General features: G+C 61.5%; 13 protein-coding genes. 4 read left to right on the top strand and 9 right to left on the bottom strand.

Annotated elements, in window-relative coordinates:
• Positions 1 to 13 precede the first annotated feature (13 nt).
• Positions 14 to 685, top strand: a complete 672-nt coding sequence (locus tag CXQ94_RS05825; protein WP_104087243.1) for a FadR/GntR family transcriptional regulator — start codon at positions 14 to 16, stop codon at positions 683 to 685.
• Between the two features lie 139 nt (positions 686 to 824).
• Here CXQ94_RS05825 and CXQ94_RS05820 read toward each other — a convergent pair whose 3' ends face one another.
• From CXQ94_RS05820 to CXQ94_RS05785, 8 genes are all read right to left on the bottom strand, one after another.
• Positions 825 to 1,805 (bottom strand): ABC transporter substrate-binding protein, encoded by a 981-nt coding sequence (locus tag CXQ94_RS05820; RefSeq protein ID WP_104087242.1) that lies wholly within the window; start codon positions 1,803 to 1,805, stop codon positions 825 to 827.
• 70 nt (positions 1,806 to 1,875) lie between these two features.
• Positions 1,876 to 2,898: an ABC transporter permease gene (locus CXQ94_RS05815; RefSeq protein WP_104087241.1), complete on the bottom strand. Its 1,023-nt coding sequence runs from the start codon at positions 2,896 to 2,898 to the stop codon at positions 1,876 to 1,878.
• 28 nt (positions 2,899 to 2,926) lie between these two features.
• Positions 2,927 to 4,459 carry a sugar ABC transporter ATP-binding protein gene (locus CXQ94_RS05810; protein ID WP_104087240.1) on the bottom strand — a complete coding sequence of 511 codons (1,533 nt, stop codon included), beginning with the start codon at positions 4,457 to 4,459 and terminating at the stop codon, positions 2,927 to 2,929.
• A 220-nt stretch (positions 4,460 to 4,679) separates the two neighbouring features.
• On the bottom strand, positions 4,680 to 5,549 hold the full coding sequence (locus CXQ94_RS05805) for an amidohydrolase (protein ID WP_104087239.1): 870 nt from the start codon (positions 5,547 to 5,549) through the stop codon (positions 4,680 to 4,682).
• Complete coding sequence (locus CXQ94_RS05800; RefSeq protein WP_104087238.1) at positions 5,542 to 6,510, bottom strand: aldo/keto reductase; 969 nt, start codon at positions 6,508 to 6,510, stop codon at positions 5,542 to 5,544. The genes CXQ94_RS05805 and CXQ94_RS05800 overlap by 8 nt, the downstream gene beginning before the upstream one ends.
• Complete coding sequence (locus CXQ94_RS05795) at positions 6,507 to 6,818, bottom strand: L-rhamnose mutarotase (RefSeq protein ID WP_104087237.1); 312 nt, start codon at positions 6,816 to 6,818, stop codon at positions 6,507 to 6,509. Before CXQ94_RS05795 ends, CXQ94_RS05800 begins: the two co-directional genes overlap by 4 nt.
• On the bottom strand, positions 6,818 to 8,134 hold the full coding sequence (locus CXQ94_RS05790) for an alpha-L-fucosidase (protein WP_104087236.1): 1,317 nt from the start codon (positions 8,132 to 8,134) through the stop codon (positions 6,818 to 6,820). The genes CXQ94_RS05795 and CXQ94_RS05790 overlap by 1 nt, the downstream gene beginning before the upstream one ends.
• Before the next feature lie 4 nt (positions 8,135 to 8,138).
• Entirely contained in the window at positions 8,139 to 9,479 is a 1,341-nt protein-coding gene (locus tag CXQ94_RS05785; RefSeq protein WP_104087235.1) for an enolase C-terminal domain-like protein, read from the bottom strand.
• Between the two features lie 208 nt (positions 9,480 to 9,687).
• On the opposite strand from CXQ94_RS05785, the gene CXQ94_RS05780 reads away from it, so the two are divergent.
• Both CXQ94_RS05780 and CXQ94_RS05775 read left to right on the top strand, forming a co-directional pair.
• Positions 9,688 to 10,578 carry a fumarylacetoacetate hydrolase family protein gene (locus tag CXQ94_RS05780; protein WP_104087234.1) on the top strand — a complete coding sequence of 297 codons (891 nt, stop codon included), beginning with the start codon at positions 9,688 to 9,690 and terminating at the stop codon, positions 10,576 to 10,578.
• Positions 10,579 to 11,337 (top strand): SDR family NAD(P)-dependent oxidoreductase, encoded by a 759-nt coding sequence (locus tag CXQ94_RS05775; protein WP_104087233.1) that lies wholly within the window; start codon positions 10,579 to 10,581, stop codon positions 11,335 to 11,337.
• Between the two features lie 137 nt (positions 11,338 to 11,474).
• Here CXQ94_RS05775 and CXQ94_RS05770 read toward each other — a convergent pair whose 3' ends face one another.
• Positions 11,475 to 13,637: a RecQ family ATP-dependent DNA helicase gene (locus CXQ94_RS05770; protein ID WP_104087232.1), complete on the bottom strand. Its 2,163-nt coding sequence runs from the start codon at positions 13,635 to 13,637 to the stop codon at positions 11,475 to 11,477.
• Positions 13,638 to 13,747: 110 nt separating this feature from the next.
• On the opposite strand from CXQ94_RS05770, the gene CXQ94_RS05765 reads away from it, so the two are divergent.
• A complete protein-coding gene (locus CXQ94_RS05765) occupies positions 13,748 to 15,163 on the top strand; it encodes a phosphomannomutase/phosphoglucomutase (protein ID WP_104087231.1) in 1,416 nt (471 codons plus the stop codon).
• Positions 15,164 to 15,172: the final 9 nt, after the last annotated feature.

Raw genomic sequence — 15,172 nt, 5'->3', positions numbered from 1 at the left:
ATAGAATTGCTTCATGGCCGTTACCGACGAAGCAATCACCAAGATCAAGGACATGATCATCTCCGGCGAGCTCGCAGCCGGCGACCGGCTCCCGCCGGAGAAGGAACTCAGCGAAAAACTGGGGTTGTCCCGCAGTTCGCTGCGTGAAGCCGTCAAGGCCCTGGAAATCATTCGTGTTCTGGATGTCCGCCGCGGGGACGGCACGTACGTCACCAGCCTGGAACCCAAACTGCTCGCCGAGGCCTTGACCTTCATTGTGGATCTGCACCAGGACAAGTCGATCCTTGAAATCTTTGAGGTTCGCCGGATACTAGAACCCGCTGCAGCGGCTATGGCCGCCGGGCGGATTACTGCCGAGCAAATCGCTGCGCTACGGGCCAGCGTTGCGGGCATCAGCGCTGACACCGGCGTGGAAGCCCTCGTCGAACACGACCTCCTCTTCCATAGCCTGATCGCCACCGCTGCGAACAATTCCTACCTGACCAGCGTCCTGGACGGATTGAACAGCAACACTGTTCGCGCACGCGTTTGGCGTGGCATCACCCAAGACGCCGCCGTTGACCGCACCTTGACCGAGCACATCGGCATTGTCGACGCCTTGGCACGCGGTGACGCCGAATTGGCCAAGGCCCTCCTGACAGTCCACATCAGCGGCGTCGAGCACTGGCTGCGCCAAGCCCTCTAGGCTTTCCTAACAGGCGGGCCTTCGCCAGAACCAGAGGGCCCGCCGTCGGACGTTAAAACGAATTGGCCCGCAGGAAACGGTGAATAACACGTCAAAACCGTGAATTTTCGCCGTTTTCTGCGGGCCTGGTGCGAAGGATCTACTCGTAGAGGTTCGCCGCGATCTTGGGATCGGCAATGTTGGTCTTGTCATACCAGTAGAAGCCGGTGTCGATGACCTTCTCAACCTTTTCGCCCTTGATGGCGGCAACGGCTGCCTTCACGGTCTCGTAGCCAATGCCAACGGGGTTCTGGGTGACAGCGCCTGCCATCAGCCCGTCCTTGATGGCGTCCATCTGGGCCTTGCCGGAGTCGAAGCCAACGATTACCAGCTTGCCGGACTTGCCGGCTTCCTTGACAGCGTTGACGACGCCGATTGCGGCACCTTCGTTGGTGCCGTACATGCCGGCCAGGTTCGGGTAGGCGGTCATGATGGCCTTGGCAGCGTCGGTGGACTTGGCCTGGTCGCCATCGGCGTACTGGATGTCAACGATTTTGATGTCCGGGGCGTTGGTCTTCAAGTAGTCAACGAAGCCGTCGCGACGGTCGGTACCTGATGTGGCCGTCTGGGAGTGGCCGATGATGGCGATGTCACCCTTCTTGCCCAGCAGCTCGGCCATATGCTTTGCAGCTTCCGCGGCGGCAGCCTTGTTGTCCGTGGAGGCGGTTGCCAACGGGATATCGGAGTCGACACCGGAGTCAAAGGCAATAACAGGGATGTTCTTGCTCTTGGCGTCCTGCAGCACACCTTCGGCGGCCTTCGAGTCAAGGGCCGCGAGGGCCAGGGCCTGGGGATTCTTGGCCATGGCGTTGTTCAGCTGATCCATCTGCTGGGAAACGTTGGTTTCCTTATCCGGGCCCTCGAAGGATATATCGACGTTGAATTCCTTGGCCGCGTTCTCTGCACCCTGCTTCACGGACTGCCAGAACTGGTGCTGGAAGCCCTTTGAAACGATCGCGATGTAGGGTTTCTTGCCGTCACTGCTGCCGGCACCGGGTGTCGCTGCCTGGGTGTCGCACGCGGCAACGCTCAGGGACAATGCCGCGATAGAGGCAAGCGAGAGAAATTTTCTTCTTTGCATGATTTTCTTACTCCTTTGTGAGAACTTTATGGATGAATCGATTTTGCATTGCTGGGAAAGCGGGAAAAGTCTATTTGGCGGTCTTTTTGCGGCGCATCATGTCCAGGTAAACGGCGAGGATGATGACCACTCCCACGGCCACTTGCTGCCATTCCTGCGGGATAGACATCAGCGTCAGACCGTTAGTGAGCACGGACATGATCAGCGCACCGATCACTGTGCCAATGATTGAACCCTTGCCGCCTTGGAGGGATGTTCCACCAATCACGACGGCGGCGATCGCCTGGAGTTCCAAGCCCATGCCACCTGCGGGCTGGGCTGAGTTCAAACGCGCAGTGGCGATGACGCCGGCCAGGCCCGTGAAGGATCCCGCCAGGGTGTAGATCAGCACGGTCCACTTGGTCACGTTCACACCGGAGAGTGCCGTGGCCTGCTCGTTGCTGCCAATTGAGTACGTGTAGCGGCCAAGGACTGTCTTTGACAGGATCAGGCCGGCAATGATGGCGGCCGCGAACAAGATGAACACGGCATTGGGGATGACTAGGCCTGGGATCGACTTGCCCAGGGCAAAGATCTTCTGGAAGCCCGCGACCTCATTGGTATAGATGGGCTTGGTGCCGGAGATGACCAAGGCCAATCCTGCGGCCACCATCATCATGGCCAGGGTGGCAATGAAGGACGGGATTTTTAGTACCGCGACAAAGAACCCGTTGACGCTGCCGATGAGGGCGCCGAAGGCCACACCTGCCAGCACACCCAGGATCATGGGAAACCCCAGCTGAGTCATGAACCACGCCGTCATGACCGAGCAGAGCGTCATGCCCGTGCCGATGGAGAGGTCGATGCCACCGGTGATGATGACAAACGTGGTACCGAGTGCCAATAGACCCGTAACCACTGTGGAGAGCAGGATGTTGGAGAGGTTTCCTGCTTGATAGAAGTTCTCGCTGGCCACGGAGAAGAACACCACCAGCGCCAACAAACTGGCAAATGCCAGTAACTGCTGGAAGCTGGCCCGTATCCGGGTTGCCATTTCTGATTTCTTGTCACTGGCAATCTTGCTAGCTTGCGCAGTTTCCTTTACCAAGGTCATGTCTTAGCCTTTACTTTCTTGTCTTGGTTTAGCGCTGCGCGCTGGCAGGGTTGCTGGCGGTGGCATCTTCAACATTTTGCGTGGCCAAGGCCATGATGTTCACCTGGTTGGCTTCGGCATTGGAAAGGAAGCCAGTGAGCCGCCCCTCGCACATCACGGCGATCCGGTGGGAAAGCCGCAGGACTTCGGGCAGTTCCGAGGAGATCATGATGATGGACTTTCCTTGTGCCGCCAGATCGTTCAGGAGTGCGTAGATCTCCTCCTTGGCGCCGACGTCAATACCTCGTGTGGGCTCATCGAAGATGAGGATGTCGCAGTCCTTCACAAGCCATTTGGCAATGGCGATTTTTTGCTGGTTGCCACCGGAGAGATTCTTGGCGGCTTGAGCGCTGGAGGGCGTCTTGATGCGCAGCTTGTCAATATATTCGGTGGCCGTGGCTTTCATGGCGCGATTGTCCAGCACGCCCATGCGGGAGAACATCTTCAGCGAGCTCAGCGCAATGTTGTCCTTGACGTCGCGTTCAAGCATCAATCCAAGATGTTTGCGGTCTTCAGAGAGGTAGCCAAGGCCCAGGTTGGCGGCGACGGCCGGGTTCCCAATGGTCACCGGGTTGCCGTTGAGCTCAATGGTTCCTGAACTGATTCTGTCGGCACCCACAAGGGCGCGGGCCACTTCGGTCCGGCCTGCGCCCATGAGTCCGGCGAAGCCCAGGATTTCACCCTTGTGCAGCTCAAAGCTGACATTTTCCAGAAGGTCCTTGGTGCAAAGGCCCGTCACCTTCAAGACGACGTCGTTGGCGTGGGAGATTGCTTCCGGACGCTGGTTGCCAGAAATTTCACGGCCGACCATCAAGTTGATGACCTCGGCCATAGTGGTTTCAGCGGTATCGACCGTATCGATGTACTCGCCGTCGCGGATGACGCTGATGCGGTTGGAGATGGCCTTGAGCTCATCCATTCGGTGGGAGATGTAGATGACACCGGTTTTTTCGTTGGTGAAGTTTCGGATCAGCTCATGCAAGGTGGCCACTTCGGCGTCGTTCAAGGCTGCAGTGGGCTCATCCATGATCAGAATGCGTGACTTGTAGGAGAGGGCCTTGGCGATTTCCACCATTTGTTGCTTGGCAACTGTCAGATCCCCAACGCGAGCCTTCGGGTCCAGGTCAATGTTGATTTTATCGAACAGGAATTGGGCCTTGCGGTTCAAGCGGCGTTCGCTCAGGAAGAGACCAGCCACCCGCGGCTCACGACCAATGTAAATGTTTTGGGCCACCGTGAGGTCCTGCATCAGGTTGAATTCCTGATGGATGATGCTGATGCCTAGTTCCTGCGCATGTTTGGTGCCCGCAATGACGACTTCTTCGCCGTCAATTTCAAACTTGCCCGAGTCTGGAACATAGATTCCGGAGAGCAACTTCATGAGTGTGGACTTGCCTGCACCGTTCTCGCCGACCAGGGCCAGAACCTCGTTGTAGCCCAGATCCAACTGCATCTCTGACAATGCCTTGACACCAGGGAAACTCTTGTTCACCCCGCTCATGCGAAGAAGATGGTTGCTCATACTGCCCTCTCAAGCCTCGTTACTAGGATCCGACATCAGACCTCTTGATGGGATCGATTGCCCCACACAAAAATCAAGTGAATTGCATATAAATACCGCCACGTCAGCGTTCTTTGACTCAGAACTTCATTACCGACGCCACTAAACCAACATCACTATATGTTATGTGGGACACAAATTGGAACTTTTTACACTAAAACATCGGATGTTTGTGGAAATGTTATCGAGAATAGACGCGGACCGCTGTGGCCGACCAAATATCGGCTGCTTCTGCGGTGCTCAAGGGCTCAAGAAGGGCGGCCATGACCTCAACAGTTCGCGTGTAGCCGGCGCCGAGCAGGCTCACCGGCCAGTCACCGCCAAACATGAGCCGTTCCGGGCCGAAGGCGTCCAACGCCACAGTCCACACCTGTTCCAAGGCCTCCGCGGAGTACTCGACACCATCGCAATGCAGCCCGGAAACTTTTGCAACCGTATTGGGCAAGGCGGCAACCGCACGCAGCTGTTGTTCCCATCTGGCCATCTCGGCGGCCCCGTCTGACCTGGGCGGTTTGCCCAGATGGTCCAGCACTAGAGTCAATTCCGGCATGTCGGCAGCCAATTTCGCCGTCTGCCCCAGGTATCGCGGGAACGCATTCGGCACATCAAAAGGCAAGCCCGCGCGGGCCAGCATGGACAAGGACTCCCGTACCGCAGGGATCTCCAGTACGTCCGGCCGCGGGTCATCGTGAATCAGAGTCCGCACCCCGCAAAACTTGGGATGCTGCAACCACTTTTCCAGCAGAGCTTGGGCTGCCGCCGGATCCTCCAGCGGCAACCAACCCACCACTCCCGCAATGAAGTCATGAGCGGCAGCGTTGTCCAGCATGGCTACAGTGTCCGCGGCGGTGTCATCCGCCTGCACCAAAATGGCGCGCTGAACTCCCGCGGCGGTCAGTGTTTCCTTGGCCTGCTCCACAGTGAATGTCTCATACAGCGGCCCCGACGCCGGGCTCAGCCAGGAATACTGCCCCTCCCCCAGCTCCCACAGATGAAGATGGGAATCAAGGCGTACGACGCCGTCGCCCGACTGATCTGCCGTCTTAGGCATGAATGAGTTCCTCCGCTAGCAGCCCGCGGCTCACCATTTCGGTCCACAATTGAGCCGGCACCGGTGTTGTCATTCGCTGCGCATTTTGGGTTATCTGTTGCGGGGTGCTGGCGCCAACAACTACTGTGCGCACTACAGGGTGGTTGGCGGCGAATTGAAGGGCCGCCGTCGGAAGTTCCACACCGAACTCCTGGCAGCAGGCAGCCAACGCTTTGGCACGCGCCAGAATATCTTCCGGCGCCGGGGCGTAGTTGTAGTGCGCATCCTCGGGAACCACTGGGCGGGCCAGCAGGCCAGAGTTGTAGACGCCGCAATTGGCCACGCCCACACCGCGTTCGGCGCACAAGGGCAGCAGATCGGCGGCGGCTGGCTGTTCCAGCAGTGTGTAGCGCCCGGCCAGCATGATCAGGTCAAGGTCTGCTGCGAGCACACATTCGCGCAGGGCCTGGGAGGAGTTCGCTCCCACCCCGATGGCCCCGACCAGGCCCTCGGCACGGAGCTTCTCCAGGGCCGGCAGCGCCTGGCGGATGCCTTCATCCAAGCCGTAAACGTCGGGATCGTGGAGGTAGGCGATGTCGATGCGGTCCAGGCCCAGCCGTTCGAGAGAGTCCTCGATGCTGCGCCGGATGCCCGACTCCGACGGGTCCCAGCGGCGCACGGTGTCCGCGGGCACATCAAAACCGTCGGAGTCCTTGGCTCCCGTTGGGTTGGCAACCGGGTCCAGGACGCGGCCCACCTTAGTGGAGATGACAAACTCCTCGCGCGGTTTTGTGGCCAAGTAGGAACCCAAGCGACGCTCCGACAAGCCCAGCCCGTAGTGCGGGGCCGTGTCAAAGTACCTGATGCCGGCGTCCCACGCGGCGGCAACGGTGGCGGTAGCAACGGCGTCGTCCATGGCACGGTAAAGATTGCCGATGCCCGCGGCACCAAAGCCCAATCGGCCAAGTTCCGGAACGCTCATGGCAGCTCCCACACTTTCGCCAGGCCCATGTCATTGCCCGAGTAGTCGTCCTCCACCTCGAGCAGCTCTGCCATGACGGCCTGCCAGGCGATGTTCACGGGGTTGGTGGCGAGTTCCTTGCGCGTGGCCTGGTAATCGTCCACCTCAACCACATGGAAAAGCTCGCGTCCGCTGCGCCAAATATCCCAATGATGCACACCAGCTGCGCGCATGGCCGCGTCGAGTTCGTCGCTGATGGCCGCATGGACGGATTCGTATTCGGCTTCCTTGCCGGGCTTGAGCCTGGTGTGCAGGGCGATCTTTTGCATCAGAAATCACTTTCGTCGTTGAGGAACAGCTCGATGACGGGCACTGCCACGTTGGGGCGCTGCACCGGAAGTTTCAGTGTCAGGGTCCCGGCGTCTTGACCGGCCGGGGTCATGTGCCCGGCCTCCTGACCCGGTTCAAGGACCATCATGGCCACCTCGGAGGCATCGTTGAGCAGCTGGGCGTACTTCACTTTCCCGGCAAGGCCGGGCAGGTGAACAAACTGGAATGGCCACGCAAAAAGGTGCAGATACAGCCGGTTACCGCGGCGGGTGTATCGCGCATCCAGCGGCGCCAACGCATCGGCAGCGCCCGCACCGTAGATGGATCTGCTGTGGACGCGCATCCATTCACCCATGCCGTCCAGCGCGTCGTGGGCACGCGAATCAATCTCACCGCGGGCTGTGGGGCCCACATTGAGCAGCAGGTTGCCGCCCTTAGAAACCCCATCGATCAGCATTCGCACCAATAGGTCCGCGGATTTGTAGTCAAGGTTGTCCCGGTCATAACCCCAGCTGCCATTGAGTGTCTGGCAGGCCTCCCACGGCACTTCCTTGCCACCGCTGAACATGGCCCCGGCAGGCTGATACTGCTCCGGGGTAACGAAGTCGCCGGGGTAATCCAGGCGGTCATTGACCACGATCCCGGGTTGCAGTTCACGGATCATGCCCATGAGTTCCTCAGAGCCCCAGTCCTTGCGGCCCTTGCCCGGGAACTTTGTCCCGGCCGAGGCGGTGCCGCCAACAGTGGGGTAGGAGAAGTCGAAGAACAGGTAGTCGATCTGGCCATAGTTGCTCAGCAGTTCGCGGACCTGACCGTGGAGGTACTCTCTGTATTTGGCGCCGTCGCGGGTCTTGTTGAGCTCCGCCGCAGCCGGGTTGTTCCGCTCGGAGTGGTTGCCGTCAATGGCAAAATCGGGGTGATGCCAATCGATGACCGAGTGGTAGAAACCGACTTTGAGGCCGGCCTCGCGCAACGCCGCAACATAAGGTGCCAGTAAGTCTTTGCCGTATGGCGTGTTGCTGGCCTTGTAGTCGGTCAAGGCTGAATCCCACAAACAGAATCCGTCGTGGTGCTTGGTGGTCAGCACTACGTACTTCATGCCAGCCTTTTTAGCCGCGGCCGCCCATTCGCGTGGATCGTAAAGATCGGGGTCAAAGTGGTCAAAGTATTTTTGATACCCCGCCGTGGAGATCTCCTCCCTGTACTTGACCCATTCGTGCCGGGCCGCCAGAGAGTACAAGCCCCAGTGCACAAACATGCCAAAACGGTCTTCGGTGAACCACGGCGCGTGATCGATGTGAACTTGCTCCGGCATAGCCCTAAACCGTCACTTTCTTATGGTGCGCGTCCTGAGCCTGGGCGTCCGCACGCCAGAAGCCACCGTCCGGGAAGGTGTACTCGGCGATCGAGGCAGCATGCATTTCGCTGCCACCACCGGGAGTTGTGGGCGGAAAGTAGCAGCCGTCGTGGACGTCAATGGGGGTGATGAAGTGTTCGTGCAGGTGATCCACAAATTCAATCATGCGGTCATCCTTTTTGCCGGACACCGCCACGAAGTCAAACATTGAAAGGTGCTGCACGGCCTCGCAGAGCCCCACCCCTCCTGCGTGCGGGCACACCCGGACACCGAACTTGGCCGCGAGCAGCAAAATGGCCACATTCTCGTTGACACCTGCCACCCGGGCGGCGTCGATTTGCAGCACCTGGAGCGCATCGGCCTGCAACATCTGCTTGAACACCACCCTGTTTTGCACATGCTCGCCAGTAGCAACAGGAATGGGGGCCACGCCACGGGCAATGGCCGCATGGCCCAAAATGTCATCGGGGCTGGTGGGCTCCTCAATCCAGGCGATGTCGAACTCGGCCAGGTGGCTCATCCATTCGATGGCTTCTGCCACGTCCCAGCGCTGGTTAGCGTCCACGGCAATCTTAATATCGGGTCCAACGGCGGCGCGGGCTGCACGCAAACGGCGAATGTCATCGTTCAAGTCGGCCCCGACCTTGAGTTTGATCTGCTTGAAACCGTCCGCCACGGCCTCGTGGGCCAGACGGGTCAGCTTCTCATCCGAGTACCCCAGCCAGCCCGGCGTCGTTGTGTATCCCGGGTAGCCCTCCGCCAGCAAAGTAGCGGTGCGTTCGGCACGGCCCGGCACGGCCGCCGACAGAATTTCCAGGGCCTCGGCACGCGTCAAGGCGTCAGTGAGGTAGCGGAAGTCCACCAGGTCGACCAGTTCCTCCGGCGTCATTTGTGCCAGTAGCTGCCACAGGGGAAGTCCGGCACGCTTGGCCTTCAGATCCCAGAGCGCATTGATGACCGCGCCGATAGCCATGTGCATGACGCCCTTTTCCGGCCCCAGCCAGCGCAGCTGGGAATCGTGGGCCAGCTCCTTCCAGGTTGCACCCATGTCGGCAATCAGCTCTTCAACGTTGCGGTTCAGGAGGTAGGGGGTAAGGGCCTTGATGGCGGCGGTTTCCACATCGTTACCGCGGCCAATCGTGAACACAAAACCATGTCCTTCGTGACCGTCTTCACTGTCAGTCACCACGCGCAGGTAGGCCGCGGAATAGTCAGGATCCGGGTTCATGGCGTCCGAGCCATCCAAATCGCGCGACGTCGGAAAACGAACGTCGCTGGTCTCCACGGCAATGACTGTGCTCACGATTGTTGCTCCTGCAAGTTGGGGGATGGTCAGAGAAAAGTTAGCTCAAGCTAAACATCGGATGTTTTGCATGTCAATGTGGGCAATAATGCTGAATTTACCGAAAGTTATGGGTAAAGTGGCCTAAAAGCTCAGATGTTAAGGCGCCGGATAGGTCCTTAGGCACACTACGACCGCCAGTTTCAGCGGTCACGGAGGAATGAAATCCATGAAGATTGCACGTCTTGGCTCCCAGGGTGCGGAAATCCCTGTTGCCATCTCCACCGACCCCAACGGTGCCGAGCGGATTTATGACGCCCGCAGCATCACCGCCGATATCACCGGCGACTTCCTGGCAGGCAACGGGCTTGCAACCCTGAGTGCCGCCGTCGAACGCGGTGAACTCCCCGAGCTGGAAGGTGCCGAGGCCTTGCGGATCGGATCCCCCATCGCCCGGCCCAACAGCGTCATCTGCATTGGCATGAACTACGCCGCGCATGCGGCCGAATCGGGAGCGCTGCCGCCCACCATCCCGGTGGTCTTCCTGAAGCCGAACAACACGGTGGTTGGCCCCAACGACCCCTCACCGATCCCGCCGCTCTCAGCCAAGTACGACTGGGAAGTGGAACTAGCGGTGGTGATCGGGCGCGAGGTTAGCTACCTTTCCAGCGTTGAAGAAGCCGCCTCCGCGGTGGCCGGCTATGTGGTTGCCAACGACCTTTCCGAGCGCGAGTACCAGATCCCCGGTGCAGCCGGCCAGTGGACCAAGGGCAAGTCGCTGCCCAAATCCACCCCGCTGGGTCCGTGGCTGGTGCCGGCCTCCGACGTCGACGCCAACAATCTGCGCTTGCGCAGCTGGGTCAACGGCGAGCCTCGCCAGGATTCCAATACCGCCGATCTGATCTTCGACGTCCCCACAGTCATTCACCACCTGAGCCAGTACATGGTGCTGGAACCGGGCGACGTAGTTTTGACCGGCACCCCCGAAGGCGTCGCCCTCTCCGGGCGCTTCCCCTACATCCATGACGGCGACGTGGTGGAAGTTGAAATTGCCGGTTTGGGCCGCCAGCGCCAAGAGTTCTTCCGGGCAGGAACCACCACCACTTCACAGGAGGCCTAGATGAGCCAGGAACTTTCATCACTTACAGCAGTTGTCACCGGCGGCGCATCAGGCATTGGGGCTGCGATTGCCGAAAGGCTGCAGGCCATGGGCGCTCAGGTCGCCGTACTTGACCTCAACCCCACCGAACTCCCCGCCGGTCAGCTTGGTTTTGTCTGCGACGTCGCCAACGATGCATCGGTCAAGGCCGCGATCGACGGCACAGTGGCAGCGTTTGGTGGCGTGGACATTGTCATTAACAATGCCGGCATTGGCGCTCAGGGCACCGTTGAGGACAACGACGACGCCGAATGGGCTCGCGTCTGGGACATCAACGTCATCGGCATGGTCAGGGTGAGCCGGGCGGCACTGCCGCACCTGCGCCAGTCCACCGCCGCCGCCATTGTCAACACCTGCTCCATCGCGGCCACTGCCGGCCTGCCCCAACGCGCGTTGTACTCGGCCACCAAGGGCGCTGTGCTGTCATTGACCCAGGCGATGGCAGCCGATCATTTGCGTGAAGGTGTTCGCGTCAACTGCGTGAACCCCGGCACCGCCGACACCCCGTGGGTGGGCCGTTTGCTCTCCAGCGCCGCTGATCCAGCCGCAGAACGCGCCGCATTGAACGCGCGACAGCCGCACGGCCGTCTAGTGAAGGCCGAGGAAGTGGCGGGAGCGGTGGCCTACCTGGCCAGCCCCCTCTCGGGCTCCACCACCGGCACCTCGATTGCCGTCGACGGCGGCATGCAAGCCCTCCGTATCCGCCCCGCCGGCGAGTAGAACCAAACAAAACAACGCGGCGTCACCCATGGGGCGCCGAAAAGTCCGGCGCGAAGCGAAAATGGGGGCTGGTGGCTCGGTGCGGGCACCAGCCCCCATTTTGGTGGAGAGCCGCACTTCTCGCGCAGCCGGGCCGGCTACGCCGCCTGTGCCAGGACCAGCGGCAGCACCTGGGTGGCACCGGCAAGACGCAGGGCCCGGCCGGCGACCGTCAGCGTCCAGCGGCTATCCACGAGGTCATCGATCAGCAGGACCGGCCCACCCGGATACGCGGCGAGTGCGGCGGCAAGGTCCGGACCTACCGAGATCCGGTCCCAGACTCCGGCCAAACGGTAGGCGCTGTTGCCACCGCGCTGCCCGGTGGGCCCGCCAAATTCGTAGGACAGCTCCCCCAGGTACGGCAACTTGCCAATCTCACACATGGCCTGCGCCAGCGAGCGCACCAACTCGGGCCGGGTACGGGACGGCATGGAGACCACGGCTACCGGGCGGCCAGCACCGGCCCACCTCGCCTGACCCCAATCGCGCAGCACACCCACCACTGCCTGCGCCATGGCAGGATCGAGCGGCGCGTCCGGCGCCCCTGCGGCGAACATGGCCCGCAGCGAATTGCCCCACCCCAGGTCCGTCATTCTGGCGAGCACCCGTCCCTGCTGCACTTGTTCGTCGGCCTTGAGCTTGCCCTTTACCGGTACGCCCAGCCTGTCCATGCCCGTGGGCCAGAGTGTGCGCGGATCAATGGGCAGTCCGGCATGGTTCAGAGATTCGCCTGCAGCCTCCACGGCGCCGGAGCCTATGTCCGTGGGGAACCACCGTCCGGCGCACGAATCACACCGCCCGCAGGGAGCCGCCGTGGTGTCATCGAGGGCGGATGCCAAGTACTCCATCCTGCAGCCGGACATTTTCTCGTACACAATCATTGACTGCTGCTCGTCCACACGGGCCTGGGCAATGCGTTCATAGCGTTCGATGTCGTAAAACCACGGTTGCCCCGTCGATTCCCAGCCACCGGAGACCCTCCGCACGGCCCCGTCCACTGCCAAGACCTTCAGGAGCAGTTCCAGCGGGGTGCGCCGCAAGTCCACACGGGCTTCCAGTGCGGGAGTCGACATGGGTTTGGCGGCCCCACCCAGGGCCTCCAAAACCGCCATGGCCTTGTCCTGAGCCGGCATAGAAGCCGTCGCGAAATACTGCCAAATGTCCTGGTCCTCTGCCCCCGGCATGAGCAGGACGTCGGCGTTGGCACTGCCACGGCCGGCACGGCCCACCTGCTGGTAGTAGGCCACCGGGGACGACGGCGCACCCAGGTGAATCACGAACCCGAGGTCTGGTTTGTCGAAGCCCATGCCCAGGGCGCTGGTGGCAACCAGGGCCTTGACCTGATTGCCCTTGAGCGCCTCTTCCAGGGCTTCACGTTCCATGGTGTCAGTTCGGCCCGTATACGCCTTGACCGCATGCCCGGCCTCCGCCAAAAGGCGGGCCGTGTCCTCGGCGGCCGAGACGGTCAAGGTGTAGATAATGCCGCTGCCGGGCAGCTCGGCCAGGTGAGTGAGCAGCCAGCCCAGCCGGTCCCGTGACTCGGCAAGGCGGAGCACGCCCAGCCGGAGCGACTTTCGCGCCAGCGGTCCCCTAATGGTGAACACGCCGGCACCCAACTGCTCCTCAATGTCGGCAACCACCCGGGAATTTGCCGTGGCCGTGGTGGCCAGTACCGGGACCGAGGCCGGCAACTGGGCTATGAGGTCCGCGATCCGGCGGTAGTCGGGGCGGAAATCATGGCCCCAATCGGAGATGCAGTGGGCCTCGTCAATCACCAGCAGCCCTGTGCGGCGGATCAGGGTGGGCAACTGGTTTTCCCTGAAGGACGGGTTGGTCAGCCGTTCCGGGGAGACAAGCAGCACATCCACTTCGTCAGCCGCCAGGGCCGCGGAGACCAGATCCCATTCGGTGGCGTTGGCCGAGTTGATGGCCATGGCACGCACCCCAGCCCGCTCGGCGGCGGCCACCTGATCCCGCATCAGGGCCAGCAACGGGGAGACGATCAGCGTGGGGCCGGCGCCCCTGGCCCGGAGCAGCAACGAGGACACGAAGTACACAGCCGACTTCCCCCAACCGGTGCGCTGAACCACCAAAGCCCGCCGTCCGGCGTCGACCAGTGCCTCAATGGCCTCAAACTGGCCGTCGTGGAAGTCCGCATCCGCCCGCCCCACCAGCTTTCGCAGCACCACCAACGCCTGCTCGCGGGTGGCGGAGGACTCAACGGCAGTTGACGGCAGGGACTGGGACTGGCTTGGTGTCATGGTCCTAAGTATTTCAGGGGCCACCGACATTGGAATCCCCTCAACCCTCTGGCCACCGAATCTGTGGATAACCATCCCGGTTAGTCACTCGTGCCCGGTACCATGGTGTCGTGACTACTGCAGAGAATGTACCCGTTGACCTGTCCAGCTCCTTCAAAGCCTATGACGTACGCGGCATCGTGGGCGAGAGCATCACCGCCGAATCCGTCCACGCCGTTGGCGCCGCATTTGTCGATGTACTGGGCCTGTCCGGCGAAACCGTGCTGGTGGGCGGGGACATGCGTCCCTCCTCCCCCGAGTTCTCCCAGGCGTTTGCCACCGGTGCCGCCGGTCGCGGCGCCAACGTCCAGCTCCTGGGCCTGATCTCCACCGACGAGCTGTACTTTGCCTGTGGCTCACTCAATGCAGCCGGAACGGTGTTCACCGCCAGCCACAACCCGGCCGAGTACAACGGCATGAAGATGGCCAAGGCCGGCGCTGTGCCCGTTTCCTCCGAGACCGGGTTGATGGACATCCGCGACCTGGCCCAAAAATACTTGACCGACGGCGTCCCCACCGCCCCGGCAACGGGCACCATCACCGAGGCGGACGTTCTCAAGAACTACGCCGAGTACCTGCGCTCCCTGGTGGACCTGACCGGCTCCCGCCCCCTGAAAGTGGTGGTGGACGCCGGCAACGGCATGGCCGGCATGACCACCCCGGCCGTCCTGGGCGACACCCTGCTGGCCGGTCTGCCGTTTGAGATCGTGCCGCTGTACTTTGAGCTGGACGGCACTTTCCCCAACCACCCCGCCAACCCCTTGGAGCCGGCCAACCTGGTGGACCTCCAGGCGGCCGTGGTCAAGCATGGCGCAGACATTGGCCTGGCGTTCGACGGCGACGCGGACCGCTGCTTTGTCATCGACGAACTCGGCGCCCCACTGTCCCCCTCCGCTGTGACAGCTTTGGTGGCTCGCCGCGAGATCGCCCGCGCCAAGGCTCTGGGCGAGGAACACCCCACTGTGATCCACAACCTCATCACCTCGCGCGCCGTGCCCGAACTGATCGAGCACGACGGCGGCCGCCCGGTGCGCACCCGTGTGGGCCACTCCTTCATCAAAGCCACCATGGCTGCCGAAGGCGCCGTGTTTGGCGGAGAGCACTCCGCGCACTACTACTTCCGCGATTTCTTTAACGCTGACACCGGCATGTTGGCCGCCATGCACGTCCTGGCTGCCCTGGGCGAGCAGGATGGCCCGCTGTCCGAGCTGGGGCGCGAATACGAGCCCTACGTTTCCAGCGGCGAGATCAACTCCCAGCTGTCCGATGTTCCTGCCGCTGTGGCCCGCGTCCGTGCGGCCTACACTAATGACGAAGTCACCATTGATGAGCTCGATGGCCTGACCTTCATCGCCAACAACGGCCAGTGGTGGTTCAACCTGCGCGCCTCCAACACCGAACCTTTCCTGCGACTGAACGCCGAGGCCGTGGATGCCAGCACTATGGCCGACATCCGCGACGCCGTCCTGGCACTGGTCCGCCAGTAATACCCATTT

Origin of the sequence: Arthrobacter sp. GMC3 (genome assembly GCF_002929305.1) — a bacterium.
Taxonomy (GTDB): domain Bacteria; phylum Actinomycetota; class Actinomycetes; order Actinomycetales; family Micrococcaceae; genus Specibacter.
Note: the sequence above shows the minus strand (reverse complement) of the source record. Positions and strands in the feature narration are given on the sequence as shown.

Bases quoted from the DNA above. Each gene is read 5' to 3' on its own strand.
- CXQ94_RS05825 (WP_104087243.1), top strand. From the start codon at position 14: ATGGCCGTTACCGACGAAGCAATCACCAAGATCAAGGACATGATCATC.
- CXQ94_RS05820 (WP_104087242.1), bottom strand. From the start codon at position 1,805: ATGCAAAGAAGAAAATTTCTCTCGCTTGCCTCTATCGCGGCATTGTCC.
- CXQ94_RS05815 (WP_104087241.1), bottom strand. From the start codon at position 2,898: ATGACCTTGGTAAAGGAAACTGCGCAAGCTAGCAAGATTGCCAGTGAC.
- CXQ94_RS05810 (WP_104087240.1), bottom strand. From the start codon at position 4,459: ATGAGCAACCATCTTCTTCGCATGAGCGGGGTGAACAAGAGTTTCCCT.
- CXQ94_RS05805 (WP_104087239.1), bottom strand. From the start codon at position 5,549: ATGCCTAAGACGGCAGATCAGTCGGGCGACGGCGTCGTACGCCTTGAT.
- CXQ94_RS05800 (WP_104087238.1), bottom strand. From the start codon at position 6,510: ATGAGCGTTCCGGAACTTGGCCGATTGGGCTTTGGTGCCGCGGGCATC.
- CXQ94_RS05795 (WP_104087237.1), bottom strand. From the start codon at position 6,818: ATGCAAAAGATCGCCCTGCACACCAGGCTCAAGCCCGGCAAGGAAGCC.
- CXQ94_RS05790 (WP_104087236.1), bottom strand. From the start codon at position 8,134: ATGCCGGAGCAAGTTCACATCGATCACGCGCCGTGGTTCACCGAAGAC.
- CXQ94_RS05780 (WP_104087234.1), top strand. From the start codon at position 9,688: ATGAAGATTGCACGTCTTGGCTCCCAGGGTGCGGAAATCCCTGTTGCC.
- CXQ94_RS05775 (WP_104087233.1), top strand. From the start codon at position 10,579: ATGAGCCAGGAACTTTCATCACTTACAGCAGTTGTCACCGGCGGCGCA.
- CXQ94_RS05770 (WP_104087232.1), bottom strand. From the start codon at position 13,637: ATGACACCAAGCCAGTCCCAGTCCCTGCCGTCAACTGCCGTTGAGTCC.